16 protein-coding genes are annotated in these 14,675 nt (G+C 36.3%); 1 reads left to right on the top strand and 15 read right to left on the bottom strand.

What is annotated here, in order from left to right:
- Nucleotides 1-162 precede the first annotated feature (162 nt).
- The 5 genes from OK18_RS11910 to OK18_RS11890 all read right to left on the bottom strand — a co-directional run bounded on the left by OK18_RS11910 (nt 163) and on the right by OK18_RS11890 (nt 4,080).
- Nucleotides 163-1,338: an MBL fold metallo-hydrolase gene (locus OK18_RS11910; RefSeq protein ID WP_053328127.1), complete on the bottom strand. Its 1,176-nt coding sequence runs from the start codon at nt 1,336-1,338 to the stop codon at nt 163-165.
- Between the two features lie 14 nt (nt 1,339-1,352).
- A complete protein-coding gene (locus tag OK18_RS11905; RefSeq protein WP_228377729.1) occupies nt 1,353-2,015 on the bottom strand; it encodes an NAD(P)-dependent oxidoreductase in 663 nt (220 codons plus the stop codon).
- Between the two features lie 49 nt (nt 2,016-2,064).
- Nucleotides 2,065-2,475, bottom strand: coding sequence for an Rrf2 family transcriptional regulator (locus OK18_RS11900; protein WP_053328125.1), 411 nt, complete (start codon nt 2,473-2,475; stop codon nt 2,065-2,067).
- A gap of 64 nt (nt 2,476-2,539) precedes the next feature.
- The gene (locus tag OK18_RS11895) at nt 2,540-3,490 is read right to left on the bottom strand and encodes a hypothetical protein (RefSeq protein WP_053328124.1); all 951 of its coding nucleotides are present in this window, start codon (nt 3,488-3,490) and stop codon (nt 2,540-2,542) included.
- Nucleotides 3,491-3,627: 137 nt separating this feature from the next.
- The gene (locus tag OK18_RS11890; RefSeq protein ID WP_228377599.1) at nt 3,628-4,080 is read right to left on the bottom strand and encodes an FKBP-type peptidyl-prolyl cis-trans isomerase; all 453 of its coding nucleotides are present in this window, start codon (nt 4,078-4,080) and stop codon (nt 3,628-3,630) included.
- A gap of 227 nt (nt 4,081-4,307) precedes the next feature.
- Here OK18_RS11890 and OK18_RS11885 point away from each other — a divergent pair, with 227 nt between their 5' ends.
- Nucleotides 4,308-5,315 carry a catalase family protein gene (locus OK18_RS11885; RefSeq protein WP_053328123.1) on the top strand — a complete coding sequence of 336 codons (1,008 nt, stop codon included), beginning with the start codon at nt 4,308-4,310 and terminating at the stop codon, nt 5,313-5,315.
- Nucleotides 5,316-5,349: 34 nt separating this feature from the next.
- On the opposite strand, the gene OK18_RS11880 is transcribed toward OK18_RS11885, so the two are convergent.
- The 10 genes from OK18_RS11880 to OK18_RS11835 form a co-directional block, all read right to left on the bottom strand.
- Nucleotides 5,350-5,763 carry a nuclear transport factor 2 family protein gene (locus OK18_RS11880; RefSeq protein ID WP_174441955.1) on the bottom strand — a complete coding sequence of 138 codons (414 nt, stop codon included), beginning with the start codon at nt 5,761-5,763 and terminating at the stop codon, nt 5,350-5,352.
- A gap of 3 nt (nt 5,764-5,766) precedes the next feature.
- Nucleotides 5,767-6,294: a TetR/AcrR family transcriptional regulator gene (locus OK18_RS11875; RefSeq protein ID WP_053328121.1), complete on the bottom strand. Its 528-nt coding sequence runs from the start codon at nt 6,292-6,294 to the stop codon at nt 5,767-5,769.
- 163 nt (nt 6,295-6,457) lie between these two features.
- Complete coding sequence (locus OK18_RS11870; RefSeq protein WP_053328120.1) at nt 6,458-7,498, bottom strand: TerC/Alx family metal homeostasis membrane protein; 1,041 nt, start codon at nt 7,496-7,498, stop codon at nt 6,458-6,460.
- A 90-nt stretch (nt 7,499-7,588) separates the two neighbouring features.
- Complete coding sequence (locus tag OK18_RS11865; RefSeq protein WP_050022095.1) at nt 7,589-8,197, bottom strand: TerD family protein; 609 nt, start codon at nt 8,195-8,197, stop codon at nt 7,589-7,591.
- 86 nt (nt 8,198-8,283) lie between these two features.
- The gene (locus tag OK18_RS11860) at nt 8,284-9,102 is read right to left on the bottom strand and encodes a hypothetical protein (protein ID WP_156173274.1); all 819 of its coding nucleotides are present in this window, start codon (nt 9,100-9,102) and stop codon (nt 8,284-8,286) included.
- Between the two features lie 145 nt (nt 9,103-9,247).
- Nucleotides 9,248-10,423 carry a toxic anion resistance protein gene (locus OK18_RS11855; RefSeq protein ID WP_174441954.1) on the bottom strand — a complete coding sequence of 392 codons (1,176 nt, stop codon included), beginning with the start codon at nt 10,421-10,423 and terminating at the stop codon, nt 9,248-9,250.
- 2 nt (nt 10,424-10,425) lie between these two features.
- Nucleotides 10,426-10,983, bottom strand: coding sequence for a TerD family protein (locus OK18_RS11850; RefSeq protein WP_053328118.1), 558 nt, complete (start codon nt 10,981-10,983; stop codon nt 10,426-10,428).
- Nucleotides 10,973-11,797, bottom strand: a complete 825-nt coding sequence (locus tag OK18_RS11845) for a phosphoribosyltransferase family protein (protein ID WP_053328117.1) — start codon at nt 11,795-11,797, stop codon at nt 10,973-10,975. Before OK18_RS11845 ends, OK18_RS11850 begins: the two co-directional genes overlap by 11 nt.
- A gap of 6 nt (nt 11,798-11,803) precedes the next feature.
- On the bottom strand, nt 11,804-12,472 hold the full coding sequence (locus OK18_RS11840; protein WP_053328116.1) for an HAD family hydrolase: 669 nt from the start codon (nt 12,470-12,472) through the stop codon (nt 11,804-11,806).
- Nucleotides 12,473-12,899: 427 nt separating this feature from the next.
- A complete protein-coding gene (locus tag OK18_RS11835; RefSeq protein WP_053328115.1) occupies nt 12,900-14,438 on the bottom strand; it encodes a SulP family inorganic anion transporter in 1,539 nt (512 codons plus the stop codon).
- Between the last annotated feature and the right edge of the window lie 237 nt (nt 14,439-14,675).

Here is a 14,675-nt window from a genome sequence, read left to right as displayed (position 1 = left end):
ATAAAATTTTAAAATCCTTTTCATATGACTTCAATAAGCTAAGTTAAATCAGATTGCCGCCATGGACCTAAAGAATATAAACTAAAAAACGACTGCTTTGACAGTCGTTTTTTATTATATCCAGATAAGAATCTGCATAACTGATGATATCGGCACAATCTCTTACTGTATAATCTTAAGAGTTCCTTTCAGATGAGTAAACCCACCATCTTTTCCTGCAATATTTGTATACAAAATATGCTTATTATAATCCTGTACATGGGTAACATTGAATCCTGATTCAGGCTCGTGCCAGTACACCATAAAAACATTTTTTGCCACTTCTACTGCCGTATACTCTACTGTTTCAGTACTTCCTTTTGAATTTCCCGAAAGCCCCCGGAAAGTCATTGTTTTATTATCTTTAAAATCAAGAAGAAACTTTACCGTTCCAAAATCCACTTCTACTTTTCGTCCGATGGCAGGATATGGTGATTTCAGATCCCAATCCATTTCACCGTGAAAAACTTTCACTCCCATTTCCAGCTCATTTTTTCCTGGCAGGTCTGGATATTTTTTTACCATAAAATCTACCGCTGCAGGAGTCGTTTGATTTTCTGTAACTGCTTTTTTATAGTTTTCAAGATAATTCTTCACAAAATCGAGGGACCGGGGAGACAGGGACAGTTTGGCAAAATGAGAAGGGACAACCTGTTCAGGGTTTAATACCTTCATGGCATCAATTTGTCCGATCCATTGTTCAATTGCCTTCACGTTCTGAGTATCGGCCATCCACAGGTGGGAGTCTACTGAAACCGAGATACCACCTGCAACTGTTTTCAAAGAAGGAATCCAGAGAAAGCTGTGTGCCGGATCTTCCGGATTTTGTTTGATTTCGATGGTATTTCCTTCCAGTTCAGGAATAGAGGTAACCGCTTCCGGAATGATAATCTCTGAAGGTGCATCGGCTTTCAACTGTGGTTTCCATACAGCCATCTTTTCGTCTTTTGAAGCTGATATAAGATAAGCCGTTTGTGCTGTAGATATGATTTTTACATCCGGAAAGGCTTTTCTGATCACATCCAGTCCGAAATAAAAATCAGGATCGCTATGTGAAATAAAAATAGTTTTCAGGTTTTTCCCTGTTGCTTTTATTTCTTTGACCAGTTGTTCTGCATATTGTTTCTGAAACTGGGCATCAATAAGAAGGGCATCTTTCTCTCCATAGATAATGGTGGAAGTTATAGGAAAAATGGCCTTGGGGCCAGGGTTATACACTTTTATTTTCAGATTTCCTGCCCAAACAATGTTTATAACCCCTAACAGGACAGCCAATAATAATAATTTCTTTTTTAACATTTTTGTGGTTTTAATTAATATGCTGCTGTAAAACGTTCGCGAATATGGTTATTTTGTTCCAGTTCATCTACCAAAACCACAGCTACATCTTCTACTGAGAGGCGGCTTCTTCCGTTTTCATCAAATACCGGAGTTTCCAATGATGTCCTGTATTTTCCTGTCCGTGTTCCTACATTGGCCTGATTCATTTCTACTGCGGGGCTAAAAAATGTCCAGTCCAGCGTATTGTTTTCTTTAATTTTATTCAGGTAATCTCTTGCTGCCGTTGCTCCCGGTTTGTAAGCATCCGGAAAATCAGGTGTATCTACAATCTGTACATTATCCGGTGTATAAAGGCTTCCTGCCCCACCCACTACAATCAGTCTCTTCACCCCAGATTGCTCTACGGCTTTTTCAATATTCTCAGATCCATTTAAGAAATCATTGTAAAGATTAGGATTTGTCCAGCCTGCATTAAAAGCACTGATAACCGCATCATTTCCTTTCAATGCTTCAGCTAATTCATTGACATTGTTTACATCAATGCTTTTTGCCGTTACATTTTCCTGTGTTTTTACCTTCGAAGCATCTCTTACTAAAGCTTCAACAGCATAACCCCTGTCTACAAGTTCTTTTACTATTTGTGTTCCTACAAATCCTGTTGCACCGATTACTGCTACTTTTTTCATATTGTTTATTTTAAAATTAAATTGTAATAATTTTTGTTACATTTATGGTTAAAAAATTTTACCCGAAATGATCTGCGAATTCCTGTAATGATTTATTTCCTAAAAAATTGACTACCAGCTGATCTGTTTCTTCAAATAATGTATTTAAATGGGCATTGATTTCTTTTCCAACAATACAAGCCGGGTTCGGGTTTTGGTTTTTCTTTCCTAAGACCTCCGTGTTTTTTACGGCTTTGTAAATCTCAGAAATACTGATCAAATCTGCAGACATGGCCAGTTGGCTTCCTCCTTCTTTACCTTGCCTGCTGATAATAAGGCCTGCTTCTCTCAATACGCTGATTTCCTTCCGGACAATTACCGGGTTTACATTAATACTGCCTGCAATCCAATCAGAAGTTAACCACTCCTGAGGACTTTTCGCCAATAATGTCATGATATGTACTGCCGTAGCAAATCTTGTATTGTTCATTATAATTATAGAGCAAAGGTACACATTTTTTTAATTGTAACAAATTTTATTACAATTATTTTTTTTAAAGAATCAATTTATCCAAATCAAGCAGCAGATAATTGATGTTCTGATTAATGGTTCTTGTTGCAGACTGCATCTGATTAAGCATGGCAGCGCGGTTGTGAAGATCATCAGCCCTGTAATACCCTCCGTCACTGAAAATGACAGATTGATCTGCAGCCTCTTTATTATCATCAAACTGATAATGAAGCCACCTCATTTTCATATTCCCGATAATGGAACGTTCTTCCCTGTTGGAAAATTTTTTCTCTGTATACATATACCAGATGAAGGGCGGAAAATTAGGAGATTCCAGTTTTTCTTTCCAGATATCCCGAAGCAGGTTTCGCTGATGAATAAACTCTACTTTTTTTCCTTTTGGATTAAGGGTTGCCAATCCAAATCCTGCTCCCAATATCCCTCCACCAATATCAATGGCATTACTCCAGCCTTCATCATGCACAATTCCGCCTGCTATGGAAGCAGCAGCCCCGGCAACGATAGAATATAAAATCAGTTTGTTGTTTCTGGATGAATTGAGGTTATCCACATAATTTCCGATCTGGGCAACTCTTTCTCCTTCACAGTCAAATTCTGCTGCCACAGCATCCAGTTCGGTGAGTGCAATGGTAATTTTACTATTTATCTTGGTTTTCAGTTGTAATACTTTCACCTGTGAAGCCAGAGATGAATCTTTTTTAAGTTCGATAATCTGATGAACTTCATCCAGATTATCCAATGCATTTAAAATTAAAATACTCTGATCGGAAAACATTCCTTTCAGCTCTTTATTGGCTTCTAAAATAGAGTCTGAGTTGTAAGATGGTATTCTGTTGCTGTAATTGTATTTAAACGGAGCCTTACAATAGCTGTCTTTCAGGGTAAGTATATTCTGCTGAATAAGCTGATTCTTCCTGGAAACGCAAGAAGTCAGCAAACCGAAAACAATAAGAAAATAAAAAAGTTTTTTCATTCAGTCGTTTTTTGTGCAGGTGATTAATTGCATCCGGCTGTCATTCCTTCCGTTTACAATTTATCAATACGAATATAAAACAAATAAAAAAATTTACCTGAAATCAGATAAATTTTTAAGTTATTTTTAAGTTTGGTTTATTTTATATCCAGCAATTCCACTTCAAAAACAAGAGTACTGTTGGGTCCTATTTCTTTACTGATCTGCTGGTCCCCGTAAGCCAGATGTGGAGGGATAATCAATCTCCATTTACTTCCTACCGGCATTAGCTGAAGTGCTTCTGTCCAACCAGCAATCACCCTGTTCAAAGGAAAAGATGCCGGGGTTCCCCTTTTTACAGAGCTATCAAAAACCTTTCCTGCAATGGTAGTCCCGTGATAATGGCATTTTACAGTAGACTTAGGTCCGGGTTTTGCCCCGTCTCCTTCGGTAATGATTTCGTATTGCAAACCACTTGGCAATTGAACAACACTTTCTCTTTTACCATACTCTTCCATATATTCTTTACCTTCTTTCAGGTTTTTTTCTGCCAGTTCTTTTTTACGTTTAAATAACATATCTGCTACTCCCATATTGTAATTTTTTGACAAAGATACTGCTTTTTGGATTCAGGTTGAGAGTAAGGTTGAAACGGGATAAAAATTAGGAATAATTGTGGTTAACGAAAAAATATTAATAATCAATAAATTACGCAAAAACCATATACATCAAGTGTTTTCTCCTTTTTTAATTTTTATTTTCATCAAAATTCAAATAATTGTAATACTGTGTTAACATAAATCCCACAACTTGGCGTTATAATTGGATTTAAAAACTAATGCCAAATCCATTACAATATAATAAGAGGTTTGATGAGCTGAATGAAGAGGAGAAAAAACTTCTGGACATCAATAAGAAAACAATAGCGGATTTTGTTGAACAATCCTCTTCCATCAGTGACGTCAATTATGCTACCAGAAATGCCCATGCTAAAACTTATGCGGTAGCAAAGGGAACATTTTGCATTCAACCTGATATTCCGGAATTCCTGAAACCTTTTTTAGATAAAGAAAAATTTGATCTGACCATACGGTTTTCCAATGCCCAGCTTACAATTCAAAATTCGAAAAAAGACATACCTGCTTATGGATTTGCTGTACAGATCAGGGATGAAAATGGTGGTTTACTGGCCAATTATCCTTTGGTGAATTTCCCTTTATTCCCTGTTAATTCGGTTTCTACTTTTCTGAAACTCTTTACTGCTGTCAATAAGTTTTATATTAAAAAATGGAGTAATCTGTTTACGCTGTTTGTTCAGGCAACTAAAATGATTCCGTCTTTACTGACAGGTGATATGATCCGAAACATTATAAAATTAATAGGAAAAAGAAATGATTTTATCCTTTCGTTTGATTATTATTCCATAGGTGCTTACCGCTTAGGAGACCATATTATTAAGATAAAATTACACCCTAAGTCTGTAGACAGACATACCGGGATAAAGGAAAATGTCAAAGATTCATTAACGCATTATCTGCAAGCCCATGATTTCACCGCAGATGTAATGATACAGATTTGCTATAACCTGAAGGATCAGCCTATCAATAAACTGAATGTAGAATGGAAAAACTCTCCTTTCATTACCATTGGTGAGGTCAGAATACATAAAGGTTCACTTTTGGATTCCCGCAGCTGTACAAATGAATTGCTTTCGTTTAACCCGTTTGAAAGTAAGATTTTTTTTCAGCCTGTAGGAAAAATACAAAAACTACGTGAAGAGGCGTATAGGGTATCGGTGCAGACGAGGAGAAAAATCAATAAGCTATTGCATGGGAAAGGCGGCTAAATGAATAAGAAAACTGCTGTAGTAACAGTTTTTATTATCTGAATTTCCGGTCTTCTTCTTTTATCGGCAGATCATTGATGCTTGCATATCTTTTGGCCATTAACCCGTTTTCATCGAATTCCCAGTTTTCATTTCCGTAAGCTCTGAACCAGTTTCCTTCTTTCGTCTGGTATTCATACTCAAAACGGACAGCGATACGGTTATCTGTGTGTGCCCAATATTCTTTTTTAAGTTTGTAATTGAGTTCTTTCTGCCATTTTTCCTTTAAAAATGCTACAATCTCGACTCTTCCATTTACAAATATATCTCTGTTTCTCCATTCACTATCGATGGTATATGCTTTGGAAACCTTTTCAGGATCCTGGCTGTTCCAGGCATCTTCTGCCATTTGAATTTTTTCTTTCGCCGTTTCAAGAGTGAAAGGCGGAAGCGGATGCTTTTGTTCCATAATTTATTGTATTAAATGAGTGGCTATATTTTTTGATCTTTCAATCAGTTCATTTGACTTAAAAAGCTGGCTTTCAATTATACTGCTTTCAAAGAGCAAATAAATATGATCTGATAGAGCCTGATCTTTCAACAGGCTTGAAAAATAGTTTCTTAGATCTGCTTTATGGGCCTGGATGATTTTCAGTATTTTGGTATTATCCATCGGGATTTCCGATAGAATGTTCAGAAAACTGCATCCCCTGAAGTGCTCCTTTCCGTTCATGTATATCAGAAAATCAAAAGCCTTGATGATCTTGGATTTTAGGTCTTTTTCTTCTGCCAAAAAGATATTGAGTTCGCTGAACCAATATTCGTGTCTCACCTTCAGAAACTCCACACAAAGGTCTTCCTTTGATTTAAAATACTGGTAAAAACTTGCCCTCGCAACTCCGGCTTCTGAAATAATCTGGTTGATTCCCGTAGAATTATAACCTTGTCTGGCAAATAATCCAAAGGTAGTTTCTACAATTCTTTCTCTTGGAGATTTCATACTGCTTTTTTATGTAAACAAATATATGAAAAAAAATAATATACAGACTGATCTGTCTATTTTAATTTAAAGCAGAAATATTTAGATCTCAAAGGTATCCTCAATAATGTAAAAAGCCTCATGAACGTATTCCTGAGGCTCTTATATCTTACATTAAAGGTGATTATTTTTCTTCCAGTTCTTTTTTCTTTTCTTTATCAGGGAAGATAACGGACAGAAGAACAGAGATTACCAATACTCCCCCTACGATTCCCAATGAAATCGGTGATGGGATATGAATCCATGGAGCGATTAACATTTTTACCCCAATAAATGAAAGGATGATAGCTAATCCATACGGTAGTTTGCTGAACATATAAATAAAGTTCGCCAACAGGAAATACAATGATCTAAGCCCTAAAATGGCAAAAATATTGGATGTATAAAGGATAAACGGATCATTTGAGATGGCAAAGATCGCAGGAATGGAATCTACAGCAAAAAGGACATCTGTAAATTCTATAACCCCTACCACTACTAAAAGCGGAGTAGCCATTTTGATTCCGTTCTGAACGGTGAAGAATTTATCTCCATCATAGTTATCAGAAACTTTCCAGAAGCTCTTAATCAATTTTGCTCCGGCCGTATTGCTGTAATCCTCATCATCGCCGTCATCACCATCTCCCCAGGATTTAATTCCCGCATATACAAGGAATAGCCCAAACAGGGTCATTACCACATTGATCTTTACTGCAGTACCGAAGATATTCATTTCAGGAAGGTACGTCAGGTTAATCAACCCTACTCCTGCGAAGATAAATATCGCCCTGAAAATCAAGGCTCCGATGATTCCCCAGAAAAGAACTTTATGATGCAGGTATTTAGGTACCTTAAAGAACCCGAAAACAAGGATAAAAACGAATAAGTTATCCACAGAAAGGGCTTTTTCAATCCAGTAGGCAGCCTGATATTGGGTGAATTTTTCTATAGCCAGCGCATGGCTCTCCGGTGTTCCGTCTGTATTGAAAACCCAATACACAACGCCCGAAAATACCATAGAAAGCGATATCCATACAACAGACCAGATCGTGGCTTCTTTGGAAGACACTTCATGGCTTTTTTTATTGAATACTCCTAAATCCAGGAGCAGCATGATAACAACTGTTACCGCAAATCCCCACACCAGACCCGGGTGCAGTTCTAAAATACTCTGATGTTTTTCCACTTGATTAATAATGTGTTATTATATGATAAAAGCAATAAGTGTACAAGGTACAAATATTGCTGTTCTTATTGATCTTTAATTGATTATTGATTATAAATAATTCGTCTTCACGGTCTGGATGGTTTGCTCCAGCTTGCGGTCTGCTGTAGGATCCCCGATGGCGTTGAATTTCCATTCTCCGTTTCTTTTATAAAACACTCCCATTACCATAGCAACGTGTCCCTTGAAAGAAACATCATTAGCAATATCGTATTTTGCAAAAACCTCTTTTACCTGAGTAGGTGTTCCTTCATAAATACGAATGGAAGCAAAAGGAATGGTTCCAAAATCCTGACCTCTGTAGCTGTTCAGCACCATAGCAACATATTCAATATTAGGTTCCAGTTGACTAAAATTCACTGTAATAACTTCGTTATCCAACCCATCATCCCCGTCTACATCTCCGGTAAGATCATCACCACTATGTCTTACGGATCCGTTTTTAGATTTCAGATTTCCAAAGTAAATTACTTCGGTAACGTTTTTATTTGAATCATATAAAATACAGCTTCCGTCTAAGTCTACTGCTTCTTTTTTAGTTCCGAAAAATCCTTTTTTTTCAATAGCTCCCCAGTTGATTCCTACGCAAGCCTGGGAAAGCTCAGCTCCGTTTTCTTTTTTAAGGTTTATTCTCTGACCTTTTTGTAAGTTGATAGCCATTTTTTTATGTTTAGTTGTTATTTACTTTTATAGCAAAGGGTTAAAAGACAAATTTGCGATTTTATTGTTTTTACCCTTCTGCTTTTTTAGTTATTATTCAAGTTCAAATTAAGCATTGCCCGCAGGATATTCGTTTCTTCATCAAAATCAAATATTTTGCTCATGATATCTATATTTTCAAGATTTCTCAGATAATCTTTTAAGACCTCTTCTACTTCAGCCGGTAAAGTACGTTTTCTTTCATTCATACTATTTTCAAGAAGCTCATTCTTTTGCTTCAGCTGATGGATGATGGCACTTTGATTTGATTGGTTTTCAGAAATATCGAGTTTATTCAGATCTTTATCAAAAAGATATAATTTTTTCTCATCTATACTAAAAACAAAATAATCATCAGACTGGAAGATCTTAAAAAGCTCATATTCATGGGTACCGATAATGTATCCGCAAATAAACCGAACTTTAAAGCCATGTATATTGAGCCTTCCCAATAATTTCCGTTCAATGGAGTAATCTTTGTACTGATACGCAGGAAAGGAACCGGAGGTCAGTAAAGATTCGTCAACCGCCGATCTGTAAAATTCCTGTGCATATTTTTTATGAAAATAGAGCACATTATCCCAATTGACAGTAAAAATAGCTTCTGTAAGGTCTTTATAAAGCTTTTTCAGATGCTGGGAAAATATACCGCTATACATTTTCCGGTCTGTCTGAAAACTATCTATTTTTCTTTCTTCAAAACCTGAGATATATTTTTTATTGATATCAATTTCGTTGATGACAGCCAGCATATCATTTTCCTTCTGCCTTTTGATTTTGGTCAGAAGCTCTATCAGGCTGTCGGTATACTGAAGGTGGAAAAGTTCAAGCTTATTATAATCCAAAGCCGTATTTTCCTGGAACATATTGTGAATAATATCGGTTTTGATGAAAATGGATATTATATCGATATGTTCAAAAAAATTCGCCAGAAGCTTAAGTTTTGTTAACCTTCTTCTACTTTGCGATAATATGGTTGCTGCATCATCCCCCACCTTGATATCCTATAAATTAACCTCTTACATTAGCTTTTAGTTCATGTTCCAATGTCTGAAGATCCTGATCCAGCTTTCTTCTGCTGTCTGCTCCCTGCTTTTGGATCTGTTTCACCTCATTCAGGGTATTGATCAGCATTGAAGTGGTTTCTCTCAATGTTTCTACAGAAACGATGGTCTGCTCATTGGCTCTGGCTACATTTACCGAATTTTGCCCAAGACGTTCTGCATTTTTTCTTAAAATTTCTTCCGTAGTGGATGAAACTTTCTGTTGAATTTCAATATTCTGCTGCTGTCTGTACATTGCAACGGCAAGGGAGAGCTGATTTTTCCACACCGGCAGTGTGGTTGTAAGAATGGTCTGCGCCTTTTCAGCGATAGAAACGTTATTATTCTGCACCAATCTGATCTGTGGAAGCGACTGCATCATGATGACACGCACTACTTTAAGATCGGCCATTCTTCTGTCTAATCTTGCGATGAAATCCCTCTTGTCTGCAATCTGATAATCCTGAAAATTCTGAGGATTGGCTTCCATATGCGCAAGCTCGGCAGCTGCTCTTTCCATTCTTATATTTCCGGCAATCACCAGGTCTTCGATCTGCTTGATAGAGTTTACATTACTTTCAAAAATGGTCTGCAGAACGGCATTATCTTTTGTAGAAGTAATAATTCCCGCATTTACTTTATAAGAAATCTGCTCAATATTATTGATGATTTTATCATATTTTGCAAACAGATTTTCTACCTGTGTCATCACTTTTTTCATAAACGGCAGCTTACTCAGGAAACTTTTTACCTTGTTTCCGTTAAGCTCATCTACGTCTACATAATTAAGCTCTACTAAAAGATCATTGATAAGGCCCCCTACTTCTCCTGAGTTTGATCTTCTTACATTTCCTAAGAAGCTGTCACTCTGATTCGTTAATGTTTTCTGAAGCTCCGCACCAAAGTTTACAATAGATCCGGGATTAGCCTCGTCAATAGAGTTGGCAAGAACTTCATATTTCTGACGTTCCTCTGACTTTAATTGAGTAAGATTTACATTTCCTTCCCTGTCTACCAGAACCCCTGGTGCTGCATTTTGAGCGGGCTGGGCTGGCGTAGGCGGAACCATTGGAGTGGGTTCAAAGGTTTTAAGAGGTTCTATCGATCCTAGCGGATCTATCGGCTGATTTTCCTGATTGTCCATAATTACTTTTGATAAATTGATACAAATTTTTCAAGGCCGTCCCGCTGTCCTGCTCCTACGGCCTCAAATTTCCATTCTCCGTTTCTGTTGTAGATTCTTCCGAATTCTACTGCAGTTTCGATTGAGAAATCTTCGTCTAATTCATATTTTAAGATCTCTTCATTCGTATCTGTATTAAAAATTCTGATAAAAGAATTTCTTACCTGCCCAAAATTTTGCTTTCTGGATTCTGCTTCGTGGATTGTTACTACCACTGTAATTTCTTTAATGGCAGCATCTATTTTAGTAAGGTCTATTTTGATCTGCTCATCATCCCCTGATCCTTCTCCTGTAAGATTATCTCCTGTGTGGATAACAGATTTATCCGGAGACTCCAGATTATTATAAAAAATAAAATGATTATCTGAAATTAATTTTTTGTCGTCACCCAATAAAAATAAAGAAGCATCAAGGTCAAATGCTGTTCCTGTAGAAGTATTATTGATATCCCATCCCAAACCTACAGTAAATTTAGGGGCGTTGATATTTTCTCTTTGTCCTTTTTGTAAGTTAATAGCCATAATATAATTCCGTTTGTATTAAAGTATTGATGTTGTTTTCGTATTCTTTTATTAAATGATAATTGTTACTGATGGCCAGCTCCAGAAGCAGGTCCATCTGTTCTCTTTTTACTTTAGACGTAAGATAATCAAAATTACTTGAATCCAGCCCTAAAATATATTTGACGATTCTCGTATTAAACTCAAAACTGGGCTTTCCCATTACTTCTGCAATGTGTTGTATATTTTTCACTGCATAATAATTAAAATAATTTTCAATTTTGGGATCAATATCAAGATTCATAAGCTCCGCATAATACAGAAACATAAAATCAGCGTCCACATTATATTGATCTAAAATCCTGGTTACTGTATATTCATGACTTCCTGTAATTTTTATATCGTCTATAAAAATACAAAGTTTTCCTCTTAAAAAATCTTTATCTATGTAATAAGTATCATTGGCAATCAGATTCTTGCGATCTTCAAAACTAAGGTTGCCATAATCAGTAATATAAGTATGGTTACGATTAATTTTAGAAATGATACTTGATTTCTTTCCTTTTTGAAACAGATAAAAGTCCAAATGCTTTTTAAAAAAGAAGCATAAAAAATTGGATGCTGTGGGAATCGCCATATAAGGGCTGGGGAGAACCACAATTTCTTTATCCGTGTCCAGAAGTGTATTGTATCCGGAAATAAATCCGTCAAATAATTCTTTTGCAAATTTTTCTGCATACGACTTATCGCCATATTTGAAATAGCTGTATTCTGCCGGTGAGAAAGTGAACTCATCCGCTGAATGAATGTGGTGTAAGCTGTATCTCTTATTCATGTTATATTAGTGTTTAAGCAAATGGGCACTGAAACCGAAGCTTTTTGCTCCCTGATAATCTGCTACCGGATTATCACCGATATGAAGAATCTGATGCAATGGCAGATCCTGATTCCTGATCTTATTTTTCACTTCCTGAAAAATAAGCGGATTCGGTTTGGAACAATTGATTTCATCTGAATAAATGTGGAAATCTATGTACTGATCCAGGTTTTCATGAATCAGGAACTTCCGCATGGTCTTTCCTTTGATAAATCCTGTATTGCTCAGAATATTAATGGTCTTTCCCTGATTTTTGATATTCTCAAAAAAATCATGAATATTTTCAAAAATAACAACTGGTTTGTATTCTAAAAATAATTCTTCACTTTTCAAATAAAAATCATTGAGTTTTTCTTTATTCACAGATGCAATATCTACATTCAGCGAACCAAGGATCATCAGGTAAATCTCAAAAGTATCTATATTCCCGCCTGTTATCTCATTGATAGAATTACAAAGGTCATCATAATATTTTACGGTCTTTGCAACCTCTTCAATAGGTTTGTCTACATTGAAAAATGAGGAGAACAGCTCAACTCTTTTTGTTTTAAATTCAGGGTGAGATTTGATTAAAGTAAGCCACAAATCAAAAGAAAAATGACAGTGGTTTTGAATGTTGATATCTGTTTTCAATAGTTTTAAGTTAAAAGTTTTATTTAGCTCCTTGAAAAAGATTTAAAAATTTTCAATCATCAACAAGTGTTTAATTTTCTATTCTTTCCAAAGATAAAATTTTTATCATAAATGTATCACTATACTTCCCTGTTTTAAGATATTTTATGATTTGAGGGAAGGTAAAATAAAAATTACTAATTGCGGTTATTTTTACTTATGTTTTAAAGTTGCTGGTTAGTAGTTGTTACTCATTACTGAAATAAAATCAATTTGAAAAATGGGAAAATAATAAAGAAAATAGTGTTGTGAATAGGACGTTTTATTTTACATTACAATATTATAGAGTTTTCAGAAAAGCTATAGAATGATGATCTGTTTAAAAACAAATTTACTTTTGAGAGTATATGTTTAATGTTCCTGGTTCTTCAAACAGGTTCCACACATTCTATTTTTCCGGCATCACTTTATACGTAGGATCTTCCTGAATATTCACTTCAATGATAGCTTCCGCATTTTTCAACATTTTGCGGCAGTCTTCACTCAGATGGCGAAGGTATAATGTTTTCCCGTTTTGTTTATACCGTTTTGAGATTTTATCTAAAGCGTCTATAGCACTCATATCAACAATACGGCTTTCTTTGAAATCCACCACTACTTCATCAGGGTCTTCCGCGGGATCAAACTTTTCTATAAATGCGGTTACAGAACCGAAAAATAAAGGGCCATATATCTCATAATGCTTGATACCGTTTACATCCGTATGTTTTCTGGCACGGATTCTTTTGGCATTATCCCAGGCAAATACCAGTGCTGATATGATCACTCCCACTAAAACGGCCAGGGCAAGATTATGAAGAACTACCGTAATTAAAGCAACGGTTATTCCAACGAATATATCTGATTTAGGCATTTTGTTCACAATCCTGATAGAAACCCATTGAAAGGTACTTATTGCCACCATCATCATAACCCCTACCAAAGCGGCCATAGGAATTTTTTCAATAACAGGAGCTCCAAAAAGAATGATCGACAGAATCATAACGGCTGCAATAATGCCGGATAACCTGGCTCTTGAACCGGCATTGAGATTAACAAGCGTTTGGGCAACCATGGCACAGCCCCCCATTCCGCCAAAAAAACCATTGGTCATGTTAGCAATTCCCTGCGCAACGGATTCTTTATTTGCATTGCCTTTGGAATTGGTAATTTCATCGACCATTGATAATGTCAGAAGAGATTCTATAAGGCCTACGCCAGCCATAATTAATGCATATGGAAAAATAATCCGCAATGTTTCCAGGGAAAAAGGAACCTGTGGAATATGAAAAACCGGAAGATTTCCACTGATATGTGCAATATCTGCCACCGTTTTTGTATGGATATTAAATCCTAACACCACTGCAAAAACAACAATAATAGCAGCCAAGGAAGCCGGAATTGCTTTTGTGAGTTTCGGAAAGAAATACACTACGGCAATAGTTAAGGCAGTAAGTCCTGCCATTATATAGAGAGGTGTTCCCTGAAGCCAGCCAGCCTCACCGTTACTACCGGTTATTTTAAACTGTTCGATCTGTGCTAAAAAAATAATAATGGCGAGACCATTCAGAAACCCATACATTACCGGCTGCGGAATGAGTCTCACAAATTTTCCCAATTTAAAGATTCCCACGAGTATTTGAATAATTCCTGCAAGGGCAACGGTAGCAAAAAGGTATTCCACACCATGCGATTGTATCAGGGCTATCAGTACGACAATGGTGGCTCCGGCTCCTCCGGACACCATTCCCGGCCGGCCACCCAGTATAGCAGTCACCAACCCCATCAATCCGGCTGCGTAAAGTCCTGTAAGTGGTGACAGCCCAGCCAGAATCGCAAACGAAAGTGATTCCGGAATCATGGTCATAGCTACGGTAAAGCCTGCGAGCAATTCATTTTTATAATTTATTTTTTTCGAAAAATCGAATAAGCTTATAGTATTTTTCATTGATGGCAAAGGTATATACTTGCTCAATGGTATACAATTTTCTTTTACGCTTTTAAGAATTTCCGTCCCTATTACAATAATTCACAGTTTAGTTTATATAATATGTTAATTTTAATTAAAGTTTGCTCATAAAGTCATTTTTTATATTTATCAGCATCCTGAATTCTAATTTTTGTTTAAATTTGAAAGTCATTAGACGGATTATCTGTTATTTTTATCCTGTAAATCATATAGACA

Origin of the sequence: Chryseobacterium gallinarum (genome assembly GCF_001021975.1) — a bacterium.
GTDB lineage: Bacteria > Bacteroidota > Bacteroidia > Flavobacteriales > Weeksellaceae > Chryseobacterium > Chryseobacterium gallinarum.
This window is presented reverse-complemented; position numbering and strand designations above follow the sequence as displayed.